The 23,537-nt window shown below is 61.2% G+C and carries 18 protein-coding genes and 1 tRNA gene; 12 read left to right on the top strand and 7 right to left on the bottom strand.

Features of this window, described 5'->3' with window-relative positions; translation table 11 throughout:
- Positions 1-71 precede the first annotated feature (71 nt).
- From rpsF to priA, 6 genes are all read left to right on the top strand, one after another.
- Complete coding sequence (gene rpsF / locus OIS50_RS00365; RefSeq protein WP_264692359.1) at positions 72-446, top strand: 30S ribosomal protein S6; 375 nt, start codon at positions 72-74, stop codon at positions 444-446.
- A gap of 1 nt (position 447) precedes the next feature.
- Positions 448-699: a 30S ribosomal protein S18 gene (rpsR, locus tag OIS50_RS00360; protein ID WP_264692358.1), complete on the top strand. Its 252-nt coding sequence runs from the start codon at positions 448-450 to the stop codon at positions 697-699.
- A gap of 30 nt (positions 700-729) precedes the next feature.
- The gene (gene rplI / locus OIS50_RS00355) at positions 730-1,173 is read left to right on the top strand and encodes a 50S ribosomal protein L9 (protein ID WP_264692357.1); all 444 of its coding nucleotides are present in this window, start codon (positions 730-732) and stop codon (positions 1,171-1,173) included.
- Between the two features lie 170 nt (positions 1,174-1,343).
- On the top strand, positions 1,344-3,338 hold the full coding sequence (locus tag OIS50_RS00350; RefSeq protein WP_264692356.1) for a GSCFA domain-containing protein: 1,995 nt from the start codon (positions 1,344-1,346) through the stop codon (positions 3,336-3,338).
- 91 nt (positions 3,339-3,429) lie between these two features.
- Positions 3,430-5,490 carry a thioredoxin domain-containing protein gene (locus OIS50_RS00345; RefSeq protein ID WP_264692355.1) on the top strand — a complete coding sequence of 687 codons (2,061 nt, stop codon included), beginning with the start codon at positions 3,430-3,432 and terminating at the stop codon, positions 5,488-5,490.
- Between the two features lie 136 nt (positions 5,491-5,626).
- Positions 5,627-8,176 (top strand): replication restart helicase PriA, encoded by a 2,550-nt coding sequence (gene priA, locus OIS50_RS00340; RefSeq protein ID WP_264692354.1) that lies wholly within the window; start codon positions 5,627-5,629, stop codon positions 8,174-8,176.
- A gap of 85 nt (positions 8,177-8,261) precedes the next feature.
- Here priA and OIS50_RS00335 read toward each other — a convergent pair whose 3' ends face one another.
- Entirely contained in the window at positions 8,262-8,849 is a 588-nt protein-coding gene (locus OIS50_RS00335) for a hypothetical protein (protein WP_264692353.1), read from the bottom strand.
- 211 nt (positions 8,850-9,060) lie between these two features.
- Between OIS50_RS00335 and OIS50_RS00330 the strand changes: the two genes are divergently transcribed.
- The 3 genes from OIS50_RS00330 to OIS50_RS00320 all read left to right on the top strand — a co-directional run bounded on the left by OIS50_RS00330 (position 9,061) and on the right by OIS50_RS00320 (position 11,717).
- Positions 9,061-9,849 carry a class I SAM-dependent methyltransferase gene (locus OIS50_RS00330; protein WP_264692352.1) on the top strand — a complete coding sequence of 263 codons (789 nt, stop codon included), beginning with the start codon at positions 9,061-9,063 and terminating at the stop codon, positions 9,847-9,849.
- 115 nt (positions 9,850-9,964) lie between these two features.
- The gene (locus OIS50_RS00325) at positions 9,965-11,188 is read left to right on the top strand and encodes an S-adenosylmethionine:tRNA ribosyltransferase-isomerase (protein WP_264692351.1); all 1,224 of its coding nucleotides are present in this window, start codon (positions 9,965-9,967) and stop codon (positions 11,186-11,188) included.
- A 55-nt stretch (positions 11,189-11,243) separates the two neighbouring features.
- Positions 11,244-11,717, top strand: coding sequence for a hypothetical protein (locus tag OIS50_RS00320; protein ID WP_264692350.1), 474 nt, complete (start codon positions 11,244-11,246; stop codon positions 11,715-11,717).
- 72 nt (positions 11,718-11,789) lie between these two features.
- Here the strand turns inward: OIS50_RS00320 and OIS50_RS00315 are convergent, their stop codons facing one another.
- Complete coding sequence (locus OIS50_RS00315) at positions 11,790-14,360, bottom strand: M14 family metallopeptidase (protein WP_264692349.1); 2,571 nt, start codon at positions 14,358-14,360, stop codon at positions 11,790-11,792.
- A 148-nt stretch (positions 14,361-14,508) separates the two neighbouring features.
- Between OIS50_RS00315 and OIS50_RS00310 the strand changes: the two genes are divergently transcribed.
- A complete protein-coding gene (locus tag OIS50_RS00310) occupies positions 14,509-14,937 on the top strand; it encodes a DUF2721 domain-containing protein (RefSeq protein WP_264692348.1) in 429 nt (142 codons plus the stop codon).
- Positions 14,938-14,963: 26 nt separating this feature from the next.
- On the opposite strand, the gene msrB is transcribed toward OIS50_RS00310, so the two are convergent.
- The 3 genes from msrB to OIS50_RS00295 all read right to left on the bottom strand — a co-directional run bounded on the left by msrB (position 14,964) and on the right by OIS50_RS00295 (position 16,416).
- The gene (msrB, locus tag OIS50_RS00305) at positions 14,964-15,530 is read right to left on the bottom strand and encodes a peptide-methionine (R)-S-oxide reductase MsrB (protein ID WP_264692347.1); all 567 of its coding nucleotides are present in this window, start codon (positions 15,528-15,530) and stop codon (positions 14,964-14,966) included.
- 149 nt (positions 15,531-15,679) lie between these two features.
- Positions 15,680-15,752 (bottom strand) — tRNA-Lys (locus OIS50_RS00300).
- Between the two features lie 400 nt (positions 15,753-16,152).
- Complete coding sequence (locus OIS50_RS00295; protein WP_264692346.1) at positions 16,153-16,416, bottom strand: hypothetical protein; 264 nt, start codon at positions 16,414-16,416, stop codon at positions 16,153-16,155.
- 146 nt (positions 16,417-16,562) lie between these two features.
- Here OIS50_RS00295 and OIS50_RS00290 point away from each other — a divergent pair, with 146 nt between their 5' ends.
- Positions 16,563-17,042: a hypothetical protein gene (locus OIS50_RS00290; protein WP_264692345.1), complete on the top strand. Its 480-nt coding sequence runs from the start codon at positions 16,563-16,565 to the stop codon at positions 17,040-17,042.
- 81 nt (positions 17,043-17,123) lie between these two features.
- Here the strand turns inward: OIS50_RS00290 and OIS50_RS00285 are convergent, their stop codons facing one another.
- Both OIS50_RS00285 and OIS50_RS00280 read right to left on the bottom strand, forming a co-directional pair.
- A complete protein-coding gene (locus tag OIS50_RS00285) occupies positions 17,124-18,515 on the bottom strand; it encodes a RagB/SusD family nutrient uptake outer membrane protein (RefSeq protein ID WP_264692344.1) in 1,392 nt (463 codons plus the stop codon).
- A gap of 37 nt (positions 18,516-18,552) precedes the next feature.
- Positions 18,553-21,573 carry a SusC/RagA family TonB-linked outer membrane protein gene (locus tag OIS50_RS00280; RefSeq protein ID WP_264692343.1) on the bottom strand — a complete coding sequence of 1,007 codons (3,021 nt, stop codon included), beginning with the start codon at positions 21,571-21,573 and terminating at the stop codon, positions 18,553-18,555.
- 633 nt (positions 21,574-22,206) lie between these two features.
- Here OIS50_RS00280 and OIS50_RS00275 point away from each other — a divergent pair.
- Complete coding sequence (locus OIS50_RS00275; protein ID WP_264692342.1) at positions 22,207-23,391, top strand: ribonuclease D; 1,185 nt, start codon at positions 22,207-22,209, stop codon at positions 23,389-23,391.
- The last annotated feature ends 146 nt before the right edge of the window (positions 23,392-23,537 follow it).

Below are 23,537 nucleotides of genomic sequence, written 5' to 3'. Positions count from 1 at the left end.
AAGCTGATTGAGAAAAAGTCTTACCTTTGCCGGCTCATTCATCGTCTCACTTACTTTTTCTCTGTTCCGCAATGGCTAACAGAAACTATGAGACCGTCTTCATCCTGACGCCCGTGCTGAACGACGCGCAGGTTCAAGAGACGATCGAGAAGTTCACGCAGGTGCTTAAGGAAAATGGCGCCGACATCCTGAATTCGGAAAACTGGGGTTTGCGCAAGCTGGCCTACCCGATTCAGAAAAAATCGACCGGGTATTACTTCCTGGTAGAATTTGCCAGCGAGCCTACGCTGGTAGATACACTGGAACTGGCATTCCGTCGCGATGAGCGCGTAATCCGCTTCCTGACTACCGCTCTGGATAAGCACGCCGTTGCTTACAACGAGCGTCGTCGCAAGGGCGAGCTGAATCAGCAGAAAGCAAAACAATCAGAAGCAGTAGCCCAGTAACATGAGCCTCGCCAACGAACGCATCCACAAGCAGGAGCAACGCAAGAAGTACTGCCGCTTCAAGAAGGCCGGCATTCGCTACGTAGATTACAAGAACCCGGACTTCCTGCTGAAGTTCGTGAACGAGCAGGGCCGCATTCTGCCCCGCCGCATCACGGGCACCAGCCTGAAATTCCAGCGCAAAGTAGCTCAGGCCGTGGCTAAAGCCCGTCACCTGGCGCTTATGCCCTTCGTGGCTGACCAGCTGAAGTAGTCCACTACCCCCTAACGACGACTGACCGAGATGGAAGTTATCCTGAAAGACGACGTAAAAGGCCTGGGCTACAAGAACGACGTTGTGAAGGTAAAGCCCGGCTACGGCCGCAATTACCTGCTGCCCCAAGGTCTGGCCGTACTGGCCGACAAAACCAACAAGAAGATCGTAGCCGAGAACGTACGTCAGGCTTCGCACAAAGCTGATAAGATTAAAGCTGACGCTCAAGGGCTGGCCGACCGCATCGGCGACCTGAGCATCGACATCCCTGCTAAGGTGGGTGAGTCGGGCAAGATCTTCGGCCGTGTTACGACGCTGCAAATTGCCGATGTACTGAAAGCCAAAGGCTTTGAGGTAGACCGCAAGCGCATCAGCCTTGATTCGGATCCGGTAGGTGTAGGTGAATACACCGCTTCGATCGATCTGCACCGCGAGGTGAAGCACAAGATCCGCGTAAACGTTGTAGCTGAGTAAGCTGCCCGCGCATGCGCTAGTGTAAAGAAAAGCCCTGCCTACATGGCAGGGCTTTTTCATTGGCCTACTTGGGCAACAAAAGCTGCACCAATCCAAGTTGAAGTTTGGCCGTAAGCTGCTAGTTGCGTAGGTTGGCCTTCCGTATACGGCCCCAGAGGCTGTTTTTGCTAATGTTTCGTACTGAATTAACACTCCGACCCGATTCCAACCCTCTGTCGTTGGGAGCCCGCGTGCTTACGCTAGGGTCGTGCTTTTCGGATGTAATCGGGGAGCGGCTGGCCCAATACAAGGTTCGGACGCTTGTCAACCCGTTCGGCACCGTATTTAATCCGCTGGCGGCAGCGCGGCTGCTGCGTGCAGTAGCGGGCGAAGAAACCGATTGGCAGCAACACCTAGTAGAAGCCCGCGGACGCTGGCAGAGCTTTGATTTGCATGCTACCCTAGGTGCAGACTCCCCCCCTGCCCTGCTGCAACGAATTGAGCAAACCGTACGCGAAACGGCGGAGTTCGTGCGCTCGGCCGATGTACTGGTCTGGACGCTGGGTACTGCTTTCGGCTATCGGCTGCAGGAAACCGGGGAGGTAGTAAATAACTGCCACAAAATTCCGGCTGAGCGTTTCGAGAAAGAATTGCTTTCGGCCGAGGAGATTATTACGGCTGTAACCGAGGCCTACGCTTTGCTGCGGCAAATCAACCCGAAGCTCAGGCTAATTCTGACGGTAAGCCCGGTTAGACACCTGCGCGATACATTGCCGCTGAATGCGGTAAGCAAATCGGTGCTGCGCGTAGCTTGCCATTATTTGAGCGAGCTGTTGCCGGAAGCCACTTACTTTCCGGCGTACGAGCTGCTGCTTGATGACCTGCGCGATTACCGCTTTTACGCGGCCGACATGCTTCATCCGTCGGAAGTGGCGGAGCAATACATCTGGGAGAAGTTCACGGCCGTTTATTTCGACGGCTCCTTCCGGCAATTCGCGCAAGAATGGGAAGGCATCCGTAGGGCACTTGAGCATCGGCCCTTACATGTGGGTGCGCCGGAACACCGTCATTTCCTGGAACAAACGCAGCTAAGGCTCCAGCGCCTGGCTGGCCGCGTAGATGTGCGTGCGGAGATGCGCGATGTGCATAAGCGCATTGTGGCCTTGCCGCCGCCCCCCAAACCCGTGCTGCCGCCCGAGCCTGAAGATGACGAGGAACGCATTGACATTGGCGAAGGCACCGCGCAGGCGGAAGTGCCGAGACCGGAACCCGTTGCGCAACCCGTGCAAGCTCGGCAGGCTGCAACTCCTGTTTCGCCCGAGGCTTGGGTTGAAGCAGTGGAGGAACAGGAAACGGAAGACCTAGGCGATGTTACTCCTGCTGCCGAAGTAGCCCACGAAATGGAATCGGCGACGCCTGAAACGGGCCCGGCCAAGCGCCGCAAGCGCAAACGCGGCGGCCGTAAGCACAAACGGAAAAACCGTGCGGGAGCTGAAGAAACCGTTGCTGATGCTTCTCAGGAGGAAGCAGCAGAGCAAGTTGCGCCGAACGAGCCGACAGAAGCTACAGAAGCAGTTGTGCTGGTTGCCGAAGGGCACGTAGCCGAGCAGCCGCAACAGCAGGTAACCGAACCCAGGCCGCCTAAGCGGCGCGGGCGGCCTACTCGCCAAACGCCGGCCTTGTATGCCGAGCCACAACCCGAGGAGCAGCCCGAGCAAAGCATTACGGCCCCTGCGCAACCTGTTGCAGCAGAAATGGCACCGGAGCCCGCGCCCGCCGAGGCACCGGCAGCCAATGCCGAAGAGCTTCCGCAGCCTCAAAAGCCCAAGTCGCGCAGCCGCGCTGGCCGGGGCAAGGGCAATAGCAAGCTTATGGCAGCAGTAGAATCGGCTATTGATGCGTTGCCAACCTTGGTGCCGGCCCTGCCCGCCGCCGAGCCCGTTGCGCCGGTTGCGGAAGAGCCAAGTAACGAAGCCCCCACCCCGCCTCGCCGGCGGCCGGCACCTAGGCGGAAACCTGCTGCTGCCGCAGCCCCAACGCCGGCCGAGCCGGTTCCGGAGGCAGCTCCGGCTGCTACGCCCGATGCCCCTGCAGTGCCTACCGATGAAGCCGTGCCCGCCTCGGAAGCCAAGCGCCGTGGCCGCCCGCCGCGCCGGAAGCCGCAGGAGCCGCCTGCTACAACTTAAAACAAACCCGGTCCCTAGGGCCGGGTTTGCTGTTTTTACGCACAAGCGTACAAGCCTACTTTCAGCCTCTACCCAAAGCCAGCCACTGCTTATGGCAACGCCTGCCCCCAATGCCAAGCCCAACCGCCTAGCGCGCGAATCGAGCCCGTACCTGCTGCAGCATGCCTATAACCCCGTCGACTGGTACCCCTGGGGCGTGGAGGCGCTTAGCCGGGCTCGGGCCGAGCAAAAGCCCATATTGGTGAGCATTGGATACGCGGCCTGCCATTGGTGCCACGTGATGGAGCGCGAATCGTTTGAGCACGAGCAGATTGCCCAGGTAATGAACGAGCGGTTCGTGTGCATTAAGGTTGATCGGGAGGAACGGCCCGACGTGGATCAGGTATACATGGATGCCCTGCACGCCATGGGCCTGGGTGGTGGTTGGCCGCTGAACGTGTTTCTGACCCCGGAGGCGAAGCCCTTTTACGGCGGCACGTACTTTCCGCCCCGCAACTGGTTTGAGCTGCTGCAGCAAATTGCCAACGCCTACGGCAGCGCCGAGCATCGGCCCGAGCTAGACCAGTCGGCCGAGGATTTTGCGCGGGTGCTACGGGCCAACGATCTGGAGAAATACGGAGCGCAAGTCACGGCTCAGCCGGTAGCCCACGAGGCGTTTCAAACCCTACTACGGAACCTGGCTAAGCGTTTCGATAGACAGCTGGGCGGCACCAAGAAAGCGCCTAAGTTTCCGATGCCGGTAATCTGGCGCTTTTTGCTGCGGGCACATGCCCTTACCGGCCACGGCGCTGCGCTGCAGCAAAGCATCCTTACGCTGCGCGAAATGGCGTGGGGCGGCATTTACGACCAAGTAGGTGGCGGCTTCGCGCGTTATTCGGTGGATGAAGAGTGGCTGGTGCCCCACTTCGAGAAAATGCTCTACGACAACGGCCAGCTCGTTAGCCTGTACGCCGAAGCGTATCAGCTGACGCAGGATGAGCACTGGCGCGAGGTGGTGCAGCAAACCGTGGCGTTTGTGCAGCGCGAGCTAATGAGCCCTGAAGGCGGTTTTTATTCGTCGCTCGACGCCGACAGCGAAGGCGAGGAGGGCAAGTTCTACGTCTTCAGCCTGGAGCAGCTGCGCGAGGCCCTAGGCGACGAAGCGCCCTTGGCGGCCGAATACTACAACTGCACGGCTGTGGGCAACTGGGAGCACGGCAACAACATTTTGCACCGCGGCTACACCGATGCGGAGTTTGCCGAAGCACATCAACTGACGGCCGGCGTAGTAGCCGATTTGGCTGCTGGCTGGCGTGAGAAGCTCCTTGAATACCGCGCCCAGCGCGTACGCCCCGGCCTCGACGATAAAATCCTGACGGGCTGGAATGCACTGATGCTGCGTGGCCTGGTAGATGCTTACCACGCCTTCCATCAGCCAGAGCACCTAGGACTGGCCCTGCAAAACGCCGAGTTTATGGATCGGCACCTGCGCCGCGGCAAGGGCTTGTGGCGCAATTACAAGAACGGCCGCGCTACCATTGTGGCATTTCTGGAAGATTACGCCCTGCTGATCGACGCGTACACGGCCCTCTACGAAGCCACGTTTGCCGAACGCTGGCTGCAACGGGCCCGCGAGCTGACGGAATACGTGCTGGAGCACTTTGCCGATGAAGCCGAGTCGCACTTGTTTTACACCGATAGCACCGGCGAGGCGCTGATTGCGCGCAAAAAAGAGCTGTTCGACGACGTGATACCCAGCTCCAACTCCGTAATGGCGCACAACCTGCTGCGCCTGGGTACCCTGCTCGATGTGCCGGCCTGGCGCGAACAAGCGGCCGATATGCTGGCGCTGGCGCAGGACTTAGCCGTGAAAGAACCCCAGCACCTGTGCAATTGGGCCTCGGTGTACCTCAGCCATTTGGCGCCGCTGGCCGAAGTAGCCATTGTGGGCCCCGAGGCCGAGCATTTCCGCCGCGAGCTGAGCCGCCACTACCTGGCCAATGCCGTGCTGGCGGGCACCAGCACCACCAGCGAGTTGCCGTTGCTGCAGCACCGCGAGGCTGCCAACGGGCAAACCACCATTTATGTGTGCTACAACCACGCCTGCCAGCAGCCGGTGCACAGCGTGGCCGAGGCGTTGGCGCAAATTCGGGCGGCAGCAGCGGGCCAGTAACGTTTGCTTAGCCCTAGGTGCCAGCAGTCTGCTCTGGGGCAGGCATATGGCTGAATAGCCATTTCCGGATGCTCCGACCTAGGGAATAATTGTGGCGTTTGGCGGGCTATCTTTGTTATTCGCCGCTGATAGAACCGTGTCCCAAACGCACCTTTTTTCCCTGCCCCAATCCGAGCCCGCCGCGGCCGACCGCGTCACGCTTTTTGCCGACGTGATTTTGCCGTTGCCGCTGCCCAAGCTCTATACCTACCGCGTGCCCTTCGAGCTGAACGACCAAGTGGTGATTGGCGGGCGGGTGCTGGTGCAGTTCGGGGCGAAAAAGACGCTGAGCTGCATTGTGGCAGCCGTGCACGAAACTCCGCCCAAGGACTACCAGGCCAAGTACATCCTCGAGTTTATCGACGATGCGCCGGTGGTAACGCAGCCCCAGCTGAAGCTTTTCCGCTGGATTGCCGATTACTACATGTGCACCATTGGCGAGGTGATTAATGCGGCCCTGCCATCAGCGCTTAAACTCAGCTCCGAGTCGCGGGTGCAGCTGCACCCGCAGTACGTGGCCGAGGGCACGCCCTACCCGCTCAGCGAGCAGGAGCAGAAAATTGTGGAGGCCCTAGGTACCGAAGACGGCAAGGCCCTGACCTTCTCGGAAGTAGGCGAAATCCTGGGCATCAGCTCCTTTCACAAAGTCATCAAGAGCCTGATTCAGAAGGACGTGGTCTTTCTGTTCGAGCACATTGCGGATAAGTACGCGCCCAAAGTGGTGAAGAAAGTGCGCCTCGCCCACCACTTTGTGGCCGAGGCGGCGCTGGAGGGCTTGTTCGAGAGCCTCGCCAGCAAGCCCAAGCAATTGGATGTGCTGATGCGCTACATCCAGCGGGTGCCGGTGTACCAAAACGAGCACCTCAACCACAACGGGCTCGAAAAGGCAGCCCTCACCAGCTCGCCGCACCTCTCCCCGTCGGCCGTGAACACGCTCATCAAAAACGGCGTGCTCGAGCAGTTCGATCAGATTGTGTCGCGCTTTCCGTTGGATGAAAACGAGGGCAACCAAATGCCTTTTGCGTTGTCAGAGGCCCAAACCAAAGCGCGCGACCAGATATTGGAGCACTTCGGCCAGAAGGACATTACGCTGCTGCACGGCGTAACGGGCGCCGGCAAAACCGAGATTTACATCGACCTGATCCGGAAGGCGCTGGAAGGCGGCGGCCAGGTGCTGTACCTGCTGCCCGAAATTGCCCTGACGGCGCAAATCGTAACGCGCCTCATGCGCGTATTCGGCTCGCGCCTAGGTGTGTACCACTCCAAATTCTCCGACAACGAGCGCGTGGAGGTCTGGAACGGCGTGCTCTCGGGTCGGTTTCAGGTGGTGGTGGGCGTGCGCTCGGCCGTGTTTCTGCCCTTCGATAGTTTGTCGCTGATTATCGTCGACGAGGAGCACGAATCGAGCTATAAGCAGTACGACCCGGCCCCGCGCTACAACGCCCGCGAAGTGGCCCTGATGATGGGCACCTTCCAAGGCGCCAAAATTCTCCTGGGTTCGGCAACGCCGTCGGTCGAGACGTACTACCAGTGCCGCGCCGGGCGCTGGGGCTTGGTACAGCTTACCAAGCGCTTCGGCGAGGCGGGCCTGCCCGAAATAGAGCTGATTGACACGCGGCGCAATGCGCAGCAAGGCCAGAAGAAACCCTCGCACCACTTCACGCCCGAGCTCACGGCGGCTATTGAAGGCCGATTGTCGCAGGGCGAGCAGGTGATTTTGTTTCAGAACCGCCGCGGCTACTCGCCTTTTATCAGCTGCCTGGACTGCGGCTGGATACCCAAGTGCAAGAGCTGCGCCGTGAGCCTGAGCTACCACAAAAACGCCCACGAGCTGCGCTGCCACTACTGCGGCCACCACGAGGCCATGCCGCGCGAGTGCCCGGCCTGCGGCTCCAGGGCTATTCGGGCCATGGGTTTCGGTACCGAGCGCATCGAGGACGACCTGAAGATTATGCTGCCCGAGGCCAATGTGCAGCGCATGGACTTGGACACCACGCGCGCCAAAAACGCCTACCAGCAAATCATCAGCGACTTTGAGCAGCAGCGCACCAACGTGCTGGTGGGCACCCAAATGGTGACGAAGGGCCTGGACTTCGGCAACGTGAGCCTGGTGGGCATCATCAACGCCGACAGCATCATCCACTACCCCGACTTCCGGGCGCACGAGCGGGCTTACCAAATGTTTGTGCAGGTAAGCGGCCGCGCGGGGCGCAAGGGCAAAAAGGGCAAGGTAATCGTGCAAACCGGCGACCCGCAGCAGCCCATCTTCGACAAGGTGATGCGCAACGACTACGAGGACTTTTACGAGTACGAAATTGCGCAGCGCCGCGAGCACATGTACCCGCCGTTTGCCCGCGTCATCAAGATTACGGTGAAGCACGTGGAAGAACGCGTAGCCTTGGAGGCGGCTGTGCTGCTGACGCAGGAGCTGGTAGAGCGCCTAGGTCGGGATGCCGTGCTGGGCCCCGAGGCACCGTACATTTTCCGCATCCGCAACTTTTACCTACAGGAAATCACCATCAAGCTCAGCCGCGAGCATACCGTGCTAAAGCACGCCAAGGCACAGATACTGGAAGCCATGACGCTGGTGCGCGACGAAAAAGATTTCCGGCAGGCCCGCATTGTGGCTGATGTGGACCCGATGTAAGCCCGCGACCTAGGGCTGACAAACAAAAGCGCCCCGGCTGCAGTAGCCGGGGCGCTTTTGTTTAGGCTGGTACGGTGCGCACGACCTAGATTTCCTCGAGCAGGCCGAGTACGATCAGTACGATACCGATGATGGCGAAGATCAGACCGAGCAGGCCAATGACACCGCCGAAAATACCGAGCAGTACACCGATCAGCAGCAGGATGATACCCAGCTTGATGTTTTTGGACAGGGCGTTGGCATCGTCGGCCGAGGCAGCGTTCGACTGCTTCTTCAGCTCGGCTTTGGCAGCCAGCTTGTCAACTTTCTTCAGGGCCTTGGCAATAAGGGCTTTCTGAACCATGTTGGGCTTGGCAGCCGGAGCAGCAGCTACGGCGGCACGCTCTTGCTTAGCTACTTTGGCAGCTTTGCGCGGAGCAGCGGCTTCTTCTTTTACGGGGGCAGCAGCTACCGTGGCGGCCGGAGCTACGGGCTCGTCGGCTACTACAACCGGAGCAGTTTGCTCGGCTACCGGCGCCGGGGCGGGCTTAACGGCTACCGAGCGGTGCTGGTCGCCGTGGTACGAGCTGGTTTTGGGCAGCATAGCGTACTCGTTGCGCGCGCAGCCCGTGAGTGCAGCGGCAAACAGCGCAGCAGCAGCCATTTTCTGGAGGGCAGAGGCAAGTTGCTTCATAGTGGTTATGGGTTAAGAAAGGTTTGAACCAAGGAATGGTACGAATTCGAGCCGAAAATAGGAGTTAGCTCAGACAAAAGAAGTATTAACTATATTCTTTCTTCAATTGATTGAGGATCAATTGGGTTTTTTCCGGCGTAGGGGGCGCAACGAACGGTTTTGCCAGCAAGCGTTGTTAAACCCGCAGTTGCCGTTTTCTTTGCACGCGTCTATGCATCCGGATGCCTCCCTGTTTCTGCGCAAAGCCCTGACCGCCGCGTTGGCCGTGCCTGCGCTGCTGTTTTCCTGCACCCAAACGCCCATTGCCGAGAGCGACGCCGCGCGCGTGGTGCAGCACCGCACCGAGGCCACGCCCGACTCGGCTGGCTACCAGCGCCGCGCCCCCCAAGACCCCAACGGTATTGGCCGCTACTACATGGGCCGCCAAATTGCCCACGTAATGGGCCACGACGGCGCCGGCTGGCTGGAGCGCCCCGACCGGGAGCAGGAAGAAGGCACCGATATTTTGCTGCGCGAGCTGAAGCTGAAACCCACCGATGTGGTAGCCGACATTGGCGCGGGCACCGGGTTTTTCACGTTCCGCATCAGCGAGCAGGTGCCGCAAGGCAAGGTGCTGGCCGTGGATATTCAGCCCCAGATGCTGGAAAAGCTGAAAGCCGCCAGCCAGCGTCGCAAGGTTACGAACGTGGAGCCCGTGCTCGGCACCGTGAAAAACCCCAACCTGCCCGCCAACAGCGTTGATCTGGCCCTGATCGTGGATGCGTACCACGAGTTTGACCACCCGCGCGAAATGATGCGGGCCATCAAAAACGCGCTGAAACCCGGCGGCCGCGTGGCTTTGGTGGAGTACCGCTCCGAAGACCCCAATGTGCCCATCAAGCGCATCCATCGCATGAGCGAGGAACAGGCCCGCCGCGAGCTGCAGGCCGTGGGCTTGCAGTTTGTGGAGAACATCAAAACCCTCCCGCAACAGCACTTGCTCATCTTCAGGCGGCCTTAATTTGCCTCGGCACCTGGGCCAATAACACGGCCGCACCCAACCTATTGGGTGCGGCCGTGTTATTGGCGGGTAGCTACCTAGGACGCGGTTACCGGCCCTAGGTTAATTTTGCCCCATGCACACCCCCGACCCTCGTCAGCTTTCCATACTGGACTTTACTTACGACTTACCCGCCGAGCGCATCGCGCCGGAACCCCTCCCCGACCGCGACGGCTCGCGGTTGCTGGTGTACCGGCAGGGCGGTATTCAGGACCGCATATTCCGGGAACTACCCGCCGAGTTGCCGGCCGATGCATTGTTGGTATTCAACAACACCAAAGTGGTGCGGGCCCGCTTGTACTTGCACAAGCCCACGGGCGGGCAAATTGAGCTGTTTTGCCTGGAGCCGGTGGCCCCCAGCCGCGCTATTGAGCCGGCCATGCAGCAAACCACTGAGTGCGTGTGGCGCTGCCTGGTGGGCAACGGCAAGCGCTGGAAAACCGGTGTGGTGCAAGCCACCTTTACCACGCCCGACGGGCAAACGGCAGTGCTCGAAGCCGAGCGCGAAGCCGCGGAGGAGGGCAGCTCGCTGATTCGGTTTCGGTGGCAGCCGGCCGAGCTGCCGTTTGCGCAGGTGCTGGCCGGCGCGGGCCGCCTGCCCTTACCGCCCTACCTCAACCGCGAAGCCAACCCCACCGACGACGAGCGTTACCAAACCGTGTACGCCGCCCACGATGGTGCCGTGGCCGCCCCTACTGCCGGCCTGCACTTTACCGACCGCGTGTTGCAAGACCTGGCCGAGCAGGGTATTCAGAGCGCCCAGCTTACCCTGCACGTGGGCGCCGGCACTTTTCAGCCGGTGAAAGCCGCCCAAATGGCCGACCACGCCATGCACTCCGAGCCCATTAGTGCCACCCGCGAGGTGCTGCGCCAGCTGATTGCGCACGCACCCAGGCCCATTATCGCCGTGGGCACCACCAGCCTGCGCACCCTCGAGAGCCTGTACTGGCTGGGCTGCCAGGTGGTACGCGGCGGCAGCCTTTCGGGGCTGGTGCAGCAATGGGAGCCCTACGAGCACGCCACCGAGGTGCCCATGCAAACGGCTTTGCAGGCGTTGCTCGACGAGTTGGAGCGCCGCGGCGACGATGCCCTGCAAGCCAGCACGCAGCTGCTGATTGCGCCGGGGTACCGCTTCCGGATGATACAAGGGCTGATTACCAACTTCCACCAGCCCGAAAGCACCTTGCTGCTGCTGGTTTCGGCGCTTATCGGCAACGATTGGCGCCGCGTATACGACCACGCCCTGGCCAATAATTACCGCTTTTTGAGCTACGGCGACAGTTCATTATTGCTTCCTTAGGTATCCTTGTGGCAGGGTTTGCGTAGAAAGGTCGATTCCAATCTGACCTCATCCTATGAAAAAGATACTGATGCTCCTGTCGGCCGTTGCGCTGACCAGCATTTCGGCCATGGCGCAAACCGGCACCACCACTTCGTCGTCGTCGACCACCACGAGCGGCAGCACCACTACCGGCACTACCTCGGGCACTATGTCGACGGGCACCACCTCGGGCACCATGTCGACGGGTACTACCTCGGGTAGCTACAACACCGGTACCACGGGCGGCACCACCACCGGCGGTTCCATGTCGACGGGCACCACGACCACCAACGACGCTAACAGCTCGGCTACGACGCCCGCCACAGGCACCAACACGCCCTACGAGCGCACCAAGTCGGGCCGTATGGTAAGCAACACCGGCAGCGACGTAAAGCGCGGCGGTAAGAAAGTAGGCCGTGCCGTGGGCAAAGGCGCCAAGAAAGTGGGCCACGGCGTGAAGAAAGGCGCCAAGAAAGTAGGCAACAAAGCCGAAGACATCGTAGACTAATCTTCGCCCTGAAGCAATAAAAAGCCCCGCCGGAGCAGTCCGGCGGGGCTTTTTGCTGGTGGCCCTAGGTGCCTACTGGCCTACCATAAACACGGCATTGGTGAAGAGCAGTTTGCCGGCCTGCCAGAAGCCCCGGAACAGCGGGTTGTCGCCGAGGTATATTACCTGGCCGCGGCCCATTTCCTGCACGCCCAACACCACTGTATCGTTGAGCTTGGCGCGCACCTGGCTGCCCGTGAAGCCAGCGGCGGCCTGGCCTTTTTTCAGTACACCCACGTTCCAGCTGCCTTCGCCCAAAAACTGGTAGTTGAGGGGGCTGCGCACCAGCGCGAAGTAGCTGCTGGGGTAGCCAAAAGCCAGCGGATGGGTATTATCGAGCTCCACGCGGTACACGCTGCCCTGCACTTGCTCCTGCAACGACTCGCGCTCCGAGGTGCCGTAGCGGCGCAGCTGGCGGTACGGGTTGGGCGCGGCGCCTTTTTTACTGTTGGTCTGGCTGGAGTCGGCGGGCTTGGTTTTCAGCGCGAAATCCTTTTTGCCGGCCAGGTAGCTCATGGCACCTTCCAGGGCTATGAGGCGGCCACCACTGCGCACCCAGCTTTTCAGGTTCTCGAGCTGCCGCTCGTTCAGCACGTCGGCGTAGTTGCCATCGGGCAGCACCAGCACGTCAAACTTGTTTAGCGGCACCGAGGCAAAATAATCGGTGCCGATTACGGATACCGGGTAGCCCAGCTGCTGCTCGAAAAAGTGCCACACTTCGCCAAACGCCGTAGCATCGGTGCCGGGGCCGGCCATCAGGGCCACGCTGGGCCTGCCTACCCCGTGCACATTGCTCGAGCCTAGGTCGCTGCCTTCGCTGGCAAAGCCGGTTTTCACGGCCGTCAGTTCGGCTCCTACCGAGTCGGCCAGGCTGCGCACCACCGCATCGAAGCGGTTGCCCAGGCCCTGGTTGTTGCCGCGGTTGATGATGAGCGTCCCGGCCTGAAACTTCTGCCCACCGGCCTCGAAGGGCTGGTAAGCCACGCGCACGCGTACCTGGCGCTGCAGCAGCGTGGAGAGCAGCCGGGCATCGCGTAGCGAGTTCCAGCGGGCAATGTAGGCGTAGGTGGTGCCATCGGCGGCGGGCAGCGTACTGTTGGGCTTAGTTGCCGCAGCTGGCGCTTTGCCGCCGGCTTTTAGGTTGGAGGTAAGGGCGTAGCCCTGCAGCCCGTAGGCATACGGCAACGACCACGCCGTGATATCGTAGGTCAGCGAGTCCTCCAGTGCGGCCTGGGGCTCGAACAGCACCTTCACCAACGTCGATTTAGGCTGGTACATGCTTATCACCACATCGGTGGGCTGCAGCGTTACGCCTTCGCGCTTGCCGTTGCTGTAGTTGTAGGCCTGCGTTTTGCGCCGCTCGCCCAGGTAGCCAAACTGTATTTGCTGGCGCTGGAGGTAGTCGACCAACGGCGCCAGGCGTTCGGGCGAGCCGCTTACCACGTAGCTTTTGTAGCGGCCGCGGGGCCGCTGGCGCGCATCCTGGTAGTACTTGTCGAACTCCTTAAGCATTTCCTGCTGGTGGTCGGCAGCAGCCCTGATGGTGGCCCAGCTAGCGGCGTGGTGGTGGGCAATGCGGTCGGCCAACGTAAGCGTGTCGCCGTCGCTTTTGATGTAGCGCACCCCGGCGCGGCCACTACCGCCCTGCTCGTACGTCATGCCAATGGCGCCGTTGAACGAGGGCCAGGTGTCGCCGTAGCTGGGGGCAAACAGGTCGTAGGTTTCGCGGCTGAAATATAGCCAGCCGTTTTTATCGAACACCTGCCGGTTGTAGTCGCCGATGACGTTCTGAAACTTACGCTGGTAGGGCGTAATATCCTCGTGGAAGGGCTTGGCCGCCGGCGAGAAATAATACGGCGCTTCGGCGCTCATCTCGTGAAAATCGGCGTGCACCTGCGGCAGCCATTGGTTGTAGAGGGCTATGCGCTGCTGGCTTTCGCGCTGGGTTTGCCAGGCCCAGTCGCGGTTCAGATCGAACATGTAGTGGTTGAAGCGGCCGCCGGGCCACGGCTCGCGGTGCTCCCAGCTCAGCGGCGAGGCGTTGGCAGGTGCACCCGCCACGCGGCCGTACCACTGCGCGTACCGCTCGCGCCCGTCGGGGTTCACGCACGGGTCGATGAGCAGCACCACGCGCTCAAGCAGGGCTTGCGCCTCTTTGTTTTGCGGGTTGGCAAAGTCGTAGAGCACTTGCAGCACGGCCTCGCTCGACACGGCCTCGTTGCCGTGCACGTTGTAGCTCAGCCACACAATGGCCGGCTGATCGAGGCTGGGCGTGCCGCTTTCGAGCCCAGCGCGGCGCAAGTTGCTGCGCCGGATGTCGTCGAGGCGCTGCAAGTTGCGCGGACTAGCAATTTGCACCACCTCGAGTGGGCGGCCTTCGTAGGTGCGGCCGTACGGTACCACACGCATGCGGTCGGCGTGTTGCTGCGCCAGGTAATCGGCGTAGCGCAGTACATCGGCGTGGTAGGTAAAGCGGCTGCCCAGCTTGTAGCCCAAAAACTGCTCGGGCGACTGCAACGCTTGTTGCGCAAAGCTGGGGGCAGCAGTTGCCACACTCAGGGCCAGCAGCCCGGCGCGCAACACGCGGGTAAACGGTAGAGTCATCGTTGTGCCTAGGTCGGAAAACGTGGGGAGAAGCGAGGGCCTGCGGGGGCCTCGCAACGAATGTACGCTACAAGGTAGCCGAAGTGGTTATACCACCCGCCCTGGGTAGCTTAGCGGCCGCGGGAGCCGGCAAGCCCCGGCTTTGCTTATGGATATTTCGCTTACCACCCCTACCCTGCTCTTCCCGGCGTTGTCGCTGCTGTTGCTGGCGTTTACCAACCGCTTTCTGGCCCTGGCCAACCTCGTGCGCACGCTCAAGGCGCAGTACGCCGAAACCCACAGCGAGCATTACATGCGGCAAATCCGGAACCTGCGGCGGCGCCTGGGGCTGGTGCGCAACATGCAGGCCGTGGGCATTGCCAGTATGTTTGGCTGCGTGCTGTGCATGTTTCTGCTGTACGCGGGCTTTGCCGACCTAGGCAAAATTGTGTTCGGCGCCAGCCTGCTGGCCTTACTGGTATCGTTGGCGTTGTCGTTGTGGGAAATCCAGATTTCCGTGGATGCCCTCAACATCGAGCTAAACGACCTGCAGCAAAACGAACAACGGCGGCAGACCCACGAGGCCAACCGCCGTTGAATGTGTTATTGAAGCTTGGAGCAGCCTTACCGCAGCCCGAAGCTGGCCCCGCTGCCCGGCACAAAGTCGAGCACGATGGAGTTCATGCAGAAGCGCTTGTAGGTAGGCGCGGGCCCGTCGTCGAAAATGTGCCCCAGGTGCGAGTCGCAGCGGCCGCACACCACCTCTATGCGCTCCATGCCGTGCGAGTTATCGGGCAGGTATTTCACCGATTTGGCCCGCATGGGCTCAAAGAAGCTGGGCCAGCCGCAGTCGCTGGCAAACTTGGCATCGGACCGGAACAGGGCGTTGCCGCACGCCGCGCAGTAGTAGGTGCCGCGGCTGTTGGCGTTCCAGTACTTGCCCGTAAAGGCGCGCTCGGTGTATTTGCCGCGGGCCACGCGGTAAACGTCCGGCGACAACACTTTTTGCCACTGCGCATCGGTTAGCCGCAGGCGCGTGGTATCGGTGCGCGAGTAATACGGGTTGCGCGGGGCAGCCGGCCTGGCCGCAGCGGGTTTTTGGGGCTTTGCGCCTGTAGGCTTGGTTTGGGCGTGGGCCGCCGAAAACCAACCCGCTACGAGCAGCAGCAATAAAGCCGTACGAATGTGCATGGTGCAGAAGGTGATGTTGCAATGCTTACGCAGCAGCTGCCCCCATCGGTTTTAGGCCTGCTGGTGCCGGAGCCCATGCGTTGGCAGGCCACGCAGCTGCTGACACCTGCAACAACAAAAAAGCCCCGCAGAAGTGCGAGGCTTTGAAGTGATTCCGCTGGGATTCGAACCCAGGACCCATACATTAAAAGTGTATTGCTCTACCAGCTGAGCTACAGAATCGGTTCCCGGTATTGCTTGCCTGTACAGGCAGTGCTGAAACGGGGTGCAAACTTAACACAGCTCGTCTTAAATCTGCAACTATTTTTTTCAAATCTGCCGAGCAATGCTGTTCCCTAGGTGCGCCTACCTCAGCAACGGCTTGCAGTACAGCACTACTACGCGTGTTCACCGGCCCGAGGGGGCAGTTCGCACAGCGCTGATTGCCATTCAGCAAGTATGGCCGCCGTTCCCTTTTGCCAGCTCTACTTTTGAATCGTCGTCCGGCTTTTGTGGTGAGGGTCGGGCGGCTACTAGAAAGCAAAGGTGCCAGCAAAAGGGTATTGGTGAGAAACTACCTGGCACGTAGGCAAGGCCGCAGTCTTTGACTGCGGCTTTCTGCTTTTGGGGGCAGCAGGTGGCGTTAGTCCTGCGGCGGTTTGGGCCGGCTGGCTTCATCGCGCGGCTTTTCTTTCAGCTGATACAGCACGCTCTCGGCCACTCCCCGGCCAAAAAGGCTAAGCCCGGCGTTGAATACCCCCAGGGCAGCCGTGCCCGCCAATACCCAGTCTTTGGTGGCGGCGCCGTCCTGCATGCGCTTGGTGGCCCACTGAATCAGGCAAATGCCGAAGCCTACCACCACCAGCCCGCTTGGGGCAAATACCAGCCACTTGGTTTTATGCGTCATGTTTCGTCGAGCAATTAGGTGAGCAACAACAACCCGACCGTGGGCTGCCGGTTTACTCGTACGTAATACGGCAAGACAACGGCCGCGCGTTAGCTGGGCCCAAATCCGTTCCTTTGCACCCTACCCCGGTTACTTACTTCGTGCCCATGCCTGCCACTACCTTCCAGCAGCTCCTTCATGCCGCCTTCCGCCAGGAAGGCCCCCTTTACCTGCAGCCCGACGACGTGAAAGCCTACCAAACGCTGCAGCAAGCGGCTCCGGCCGAGCAGGGCTTCCGCTTCGAGCGCGTGCGGCTGTTGGTGGCCATGAGCCTGATGAAGGCCCTGGCCGACCTAGGCGACCACGACGAAAGCCGGCAGGTAATGCAGGTGTTGCACAAAGCCCTGGAGGCCCGCTCCACGCAGCAAATCGACGCTGTCATCACCAAAGAAGCGCACCGATTCGAGCGCCTGTACACCGATTTGTACGTGAACGAGGAAGGCAGCCAACTGCTCAACCTGTTCGAGCGCACGCTCGACGCCGATTCCATCCCGGCCATGGATCAGGTACTGGAAGAGGCGTTCGAGCTGGTTTCGGAGCTGGATTTCGACCAACAGGCTGAGCAGGACGAAGACGAGGACGAATAACCACCGCCCGCGCACCGCATAAAAAAAGCCACCCCGGCAGCTGCCGGGGTGGCTTTTTATTTGAAGCACCTAGGGCCGGGCTTAGTAGCCGGGGTTTTGCGGCAAGGAGCTGCCTAGGTTGATTTCGCGCTGCGGAATGGGCAGCACCAGGCGCGGGCTATCGAAGGTGTATACCGACGTGATGTTGCGCTGCGTACGCTTGTAATCGTGCAGGCGGAAACCCTCGAAGGCCAGTTCCAGTTCGCGCTCCTTCAGCACGTCGTCGAGCGTTACGGCAGTGAGGGCCGCGGCGCCGGCGCGGCGGCGGATGCGGTTCACGTCGTTCAGGGGCGTATCGCCCACCGACGAGCCCAGGCGCACGTTGCACTCGGCACGCGTCAGGTACATTTCGGCCAGTCGGATCAGCGGAATGTTCTGGCCGGGGTCGTTGTACTTAAAGTTGCGCAGGCGGCCGGCACGGGGGCCGTCGCCCGTGTAAATCAACGAGCCCAGAATGGGGCCGGAACCGCGCTGGTCGCCGGGGCCGTACTGGCTGGCAAACGCAGCGACAATCTGCACGTCGCCGCGGCCGTTGAAGCCCGAAGCCCGGCTGGTGTAGAACGTGGCCAAGCCGTCGTTCACGGCACCGGCGTTGTTCTGGTCGTTCTGCTGAATCTCAAACAGCGACTCGCGGGTGTTGCGGTTGGTAAAGGCCGACAGCACCGAGGGATTGAGGCTGGCGCCGCTGTTGTTGATTACGTCGTTGGCCAGGGCCAGGGCTTCGGCGTAGCGGCCCTGCTGCAGGCGCACCCGCGAGAGGAACGCCTGCGCATCGAAGCGGTCGAGGCGGTTGCCGTTGTTGGTGGGCAGCAGCTGAATGGCGGCTTGCAAATCGGTTACCACCTGCTGGTACACCTCCTCCACGGTAGCGCGCGGCAGACGGCGGGCTGCCTGTTCCTCGGTTTTGTTGGGCGTGAGGTTGATGGGCACGCCCGGCTGGCTGTTGGTTTGGCCGGCCCGGTACGGCAGCCCGTACAGGCGCACCAGCTCAAAGTACACCATGGCGCGCATCATACGCGCCTCGCCTTCGTAGCGCTGGCGGTTCGCCTGGTTGGTTACCACCGGCAGCGCATCGATGATGAGGTTGGTGTGGTTGATGGTGCGGTACGAGTGGTCGAAGGTGCGGTCGGCTTCTACGTTGAAGCTCGTCAGGTTCGTCTTCTGGGCCAGCTCGCGGTAGCTCTGGAACGTGCCCAGCCAGTTGATGTAGTTGTTGGAGGCCAACAGCTCGGGCACCAGCAGGTAGTTGGTGCCGTACAGCTGCGGGCGGCCTAGGCGGGCGTAGCCCCCTACCACGGCCGCATCCACGCCCTCGGGCGTGCTCAGGGCCTGTTCGGCGTCCACAGATTGCTGCGGCTGCAGGTCCAGTTGGTCTTGGCAGCCGGTGCCGAGCCCCAGCGTTAGCAGCAGGCCCGCCGCGGCGGCTCGCCGCATTACGTGAGAAGAAAAAGTATTCACGGTCATCAGTCGGTTAGAAGCCCAGGTTTACGCCTACCAGCACGGTGCGTGCCAGCGGCGGCGTGTAAAAGTCGTGGCCGAGCAGCACGTTGGTATTGCCCAGGCCGGTGGTATTCACCTCAGGGTCGTAGCCGGTGTAGTCGGTGAGGGTGATGATGTTCTGGCCGGTAACGTAGATGCGGGCCGACTGCAGCTTGGCGCGCTCAATCAGCGACTTGGGCAGGTTGTAGCCCAGCGTTACGTTTTTGAAGCGGAAGAACGAGCCATCCTCAACCCAGCGCGAGGAGGGCTGGGCGCCGTTGGCGGCGTACAGCTCGGCGCGGGGCACGTCGGTTACGTCGCCGGGCTGGCGCCAGCGGCGCAACTGGTCGCGCGTCTGGTTGTCGAAGAAGTCGCCGTTTACCGACTGAAACAGGCCCGCCACGTTGTAGATGTCGTTGCCCTGGGTAAACTGGTTCAGAATCGACAGCTCGAAGCCTTTGAAGGAGAAGGTGTTGGTGAGGCCGCCCGTAAAGTTCGGGTTCGGGTCGCCCAGCTTCTGGTCCACGGCATCGGCGTAGCGGGCGGTGGTGCCGCCATCGGCAGTAAAGTACAGCGCGTTGCCGGTGGCGGGGTCTACGCCGGCGTACTTCTTGCCCCAGAACACGCCAATCGGCTCGCCCTCGCGGATGCGGCCCACGTTGCGCCCACCCCCGAAGATTTCCTGCCCGTCGAGGTCAATCACCTTATTGCGGTTGAAGGTGATGTTGAAGTTGGTGCTCCACTTAAACTCGCCCTCCAGGTTGCGCGTGTTCAGGTTCAGCTCGATGCCGCGGTTGCGGATTTCGCCTAGGTTCTTCGTCACGATGGGGTAGCCGCCGGTATAGGGCAACTGCAGGTTCAGCAGTGCGCCGCCGCCGGTTACTACGCCCGTGCGCTTCTCGTACACGTCAATCTCACCGCTGATGCGGTTGTTGAGCAAGCCGTATTCGAGGCCTACGTTGGCCTGGTTGGTGGTTTCCCAGGAGAGGCGGCTGTTGCCCACGTTGGTACCCAGCACAATACCGGCCTGGTCGGCGTAGGCCAGGGTGCTAAACAGGCGCTGGTAGCTGAAGTTGCCGATTTCGGCGTTGCCCGTTACCCCGTACGACGCCCGAATTTTCAGCAGGCTCAGCACCGAGTTGTCGCGCAGGAAGTCCTCTTCCGTAATCACGTAGCCCACCGAACCGGCCGGGAATACGCCGTACTTACGGTCTTCGGGGAAGCGCGACGAGCCGTCGGCGCGGGCGCTAACCGAGAGCAGCAGCTTGTTGCGGAAGGTGTAGTTGACGCGCGCCAGGTACGAGATAAACGAGTAGTCCGTTTGCGACGAGCTGCCCGAAATAATGCGCGAGGCCGACGCGATGCGGCGGAACTGGTCGTTCGGGAAACCGCGGCCCTCAGCGGCCGTAGCCTGCTGGTTGTAGCGCTGGAACGAGAAGCCCACCAGCCCCTCGAAGGTGTGGTCGGTACCTAGGGTTTTGAGGTAGGTAGCGGTTTGGTTGGTGGTGTAGTTGATCGACTGCACCTGGTTGGAATACCCGTAGCCGGTGGGCGCGCCATCGAGGGTGTAGCGGCCGCGGTAAAGGTTCTCGTTCAGGTTCAGGAAGTCGGCTCCCAGCTCCGAGCGCAGCGTAAGGCCCTGAATGGGCTGGTACGACAACGACAGGTTGCTGAACGAGCGGTACGTACCGGCGCGGTTGCTGGCGTTGGTTACATCAACCAGCGCGTTGTAGTACAGCGTGTTGCGGTTGAGGCCGGTGGGGTCGTTGGGGTCTTCTTTGGGCTGAATCGGGGGCAACGCGTTCAGCTGCACCGGGTTCGAGAAGGCGTTGTCGTCGGGCACGCGGTCGTTCACGGAGCGCGTAGCCGAAATGTTGAAGCCGACTTTCAGCTTCTCGGTGATGTTGTGGTCGATGTTGGCGCGCAACGAACCGCGGCGGTAGCGGTTGCCCACAATGATGCCGGTTTGGTCGTTGAAGGTGCCGCTGAGGTAGAAGCGCGTTTTGGCATCGCCGCCGGTTACGTTGGCATCGTACTGCTGCACGCTGCCCGTCCGGAAAGCGGCGCGGTTCCAGTCGGTGTCAGACGTAGAGTTGAAGTCGAGGCCGGCTTCGCCCTCAAAGGCCTCCGCCAAGTCGGCGTAGCCGCCCGGCCCGATCAGGCCGGCGTTGGTAATGGCTTCGCCGAACAGCTCTTTGTACTCGGCCGCGTTCAGAAACTCGCGCAGGCGGGTAGGCTCGGAGCGGCCGTAGTAGGCGCCCACGTTTACGCGGGTAGCGCCCTGGCGGCCCTTTTTGGTGGTTACCAGAATTACGCCGTTGGAGGCACGCGCACCGTAAATGGCCGAGGCAGCAGCGTCTTTCAGAATGGTAATCGACTCGATGTCGTTCGGGTTCAGGTCGGCCAGCGGGTTGATGGGCTCGTCGTTGGCCGCGCCCACGTCCTGCGAGGTTACCGGAATGCCGTCAATCACGTACAGCGGCTCGTTGGAGCCCGATACCGAGGCCGCGCCGCGCACCCGGATTTGCACCCCGGCCCCCAGCTTGCCCGTGCCCTGGTTGATTTGCACGCCCGGCGTACGCCCCTGAATGGCCTGCTCGAAGCTGACCACGGGTACGTTCTCTACCTCGCGCGAGCCCACTTGGGTAACGGCACCGGTTAGCTCGCGCTTGGCCTGCGTGCCGTAGCCCACCACAATGGTTTCGTTGAGCAGCTGCTCGTTGGTGGCCATCCGCACGTTGAGGCTGGACTGGTCGCCCACCGGAATGGTTTGCGTGGTGAAGCCCACCGAACTAATTACGAGGGTGGCACCGGGCTGCACCGTAAGGCGGAAGTTGCCGTCGGCATCGGTGCTGGTACCGTTGGTGGTGCCGCGCTCCAACACCGTAGCGCCTGGCAACCCGGTGCCATCGGCTACGGCCGTAACGCGCCCGCTCACGGTGCGCGTCTGGGCCTGGGCTACCACTGCCGCCGGGCCCATAAGGGCCAGCGAGAGTAGAAGTTTATGATCCATAATGGGTGGCCTTGCGGCCGGTTTGGTGAGTGAAAAAGCGGAAAAAATTAAGCCATGCGTACTGCTAAGCGGTGGAAACTGCCTCTGCAACAACGCCACCCCGATGGCAGGCAGCGCGGCGGGTGCCCAGGCCGGAAACTATCTGTGGAACCTAGGAAGATTTCCTGTCGAGCTTGTGGGGCCAAAAGAAGAAAAAAAGCTGAGAAAAGCACGCTATTGCCGACCGGTAAACTACGTCTTGGCTTGCAACTAATATAACTATCGTGCAACACAATAGCACTACCTGGCAAATTTGCCCCTAATAATTCTTGCGATGTTACTAACCAAAGGCTAATGCTAACTTCGTGCGTACCCAAGCAGTGGCTGGTTGTACTGCAGCAGGGCTTCGAAGCCTTAACCGCGCACCCGTAACCTGAACAGTATGGTCTTTACTGCCCTAGGTCGCGTTGGGTTTCGTGGTGACCGACAGCCCCAACTTACCGCCCTGGTGCAGCCGTTTGGCGCCCGGCCGGGCCGAGCGCCCAGGTGCAGCGCTGGCGAAGCTCGTTTGGCCTGCCTACCTTTACCCTGTACAAAGCGGCCGCGCTACTACCTTCGCGGAAGGTTTCTACCTTGTGGCCTACTTGTGATTTAATGGCTGAAATACAATACCTCACTACGCCCGACGCCATTCGGCAAGCTGCCGACTGGCTGCGTAATCAACCGCGCATTGCCGTCGATCTGGAGTTCGACGACATGCGCCATCATTACGGCCGGAACCTTGCCTTAATTCAACTTTTCGACGGAGCCAGGGCTTACCTCATCGACCCGATTCCGCTGGCCGATGCCGCCGCCGAGCTGCAGCCCCTGTGGGATATTTTCGGCGACGCCAACGTGGAAAAAGTGTTCCACAGCTGCAAATCCGACATTCTGTTGCTCGATGAGCTGTACGGCGTGCGCGTGCGCCGCATTACCGATACCAGCGTGCTGCACACGTTGCTGGCCGAGTCGGATAACAACATTGCCCTAGGTCGGCTGATCCAAAGCGAGCTGGGCATTGAGGTGGACAAGGGCGAACAAAAGTCGAACTGGCTGAAGCGCCCCCTCACCGAGGCCCAGAAGCAGTACGCCGCCAACGACGTGCTGTACCTGCTGGAGCTGGCCGACCGCCTGGCCGATAAACTGGCCGTGCTGGGCCGCACGCACTGGGCCGCCGAGGAAAATGCCTCGCTCGAAGACGTGCGCTACACCCGCGACGAACGCCCCTACCTGCGCATTGCCGGCAAATACCGCATTCAGCCGCACGAGCTGCCCCTGTTCCGCGATTTGTACCTGCTGCGCGACCACGTAGCCAAGGAGCTGGACCGCCCGCCTTACATGGTGTTTTCGAACGACCGGCTCTCGGAGCTGGTGCGCGACACCCCGCGCAGCACCAACGACTGGCGCTCGGCCCGTGGCCTGCACCCCGAGCTGAAGCGCGAGCCGTACCTGGGCCAGCTGGCGGCTATGTCGCCGGATAAGTTTGTGGCCGTGCCCGATCCGCCCCTGGCCAACGAGCAGCGCCGCTACCCGTTCCGCCGCCGCCTCAACGGCGACCGGGCCGCCCGCGCCGATGCCCGCGAGCAGTTCCTGATGACGCTGAAGTCGCATATCGCCAACGACATCAACAGCTACGTAGCCAACCTCGTGCTCTCGAACCGGCTGGTTGCCGACATTGTGGAGCAAGGGGCCGAGCGCGTGCTGCGCCCCTGGCAAAAGCAGCTGCTGCGCGACGCTACCCAGCGCCACAACCTCGATTACAACTTTATTGCCGAGCCCTTTGATGCGGTGAGTGCCTAAGCCGCCCTAGGTCGGCAGCAAACAAACAGCGCCCGGCAGCAAAGCCGGGCGCTGTTTGTTTCTTGTCATGACGCCGCGCCTGGCAGGTCGAGCGCGTCTGTCATGTCGAGCGGAAGCGAGACATCTGGCGCAGGATACCTCCAATG

The organism is Hymenobacter sp. YIM 151858-1, from assembly GCF_025979705.1.
Taxonomy (GTDB): domain Bacteria; phylum Bacteroidota; class Bacteroidia; order Cytophagales; family Hymenobacteraceae; genus Solirubrum.
Note: the sequence above shows the minus strand (reverse complement) of the source record. Positions and strands in the feature narration are given on the sequence as shown.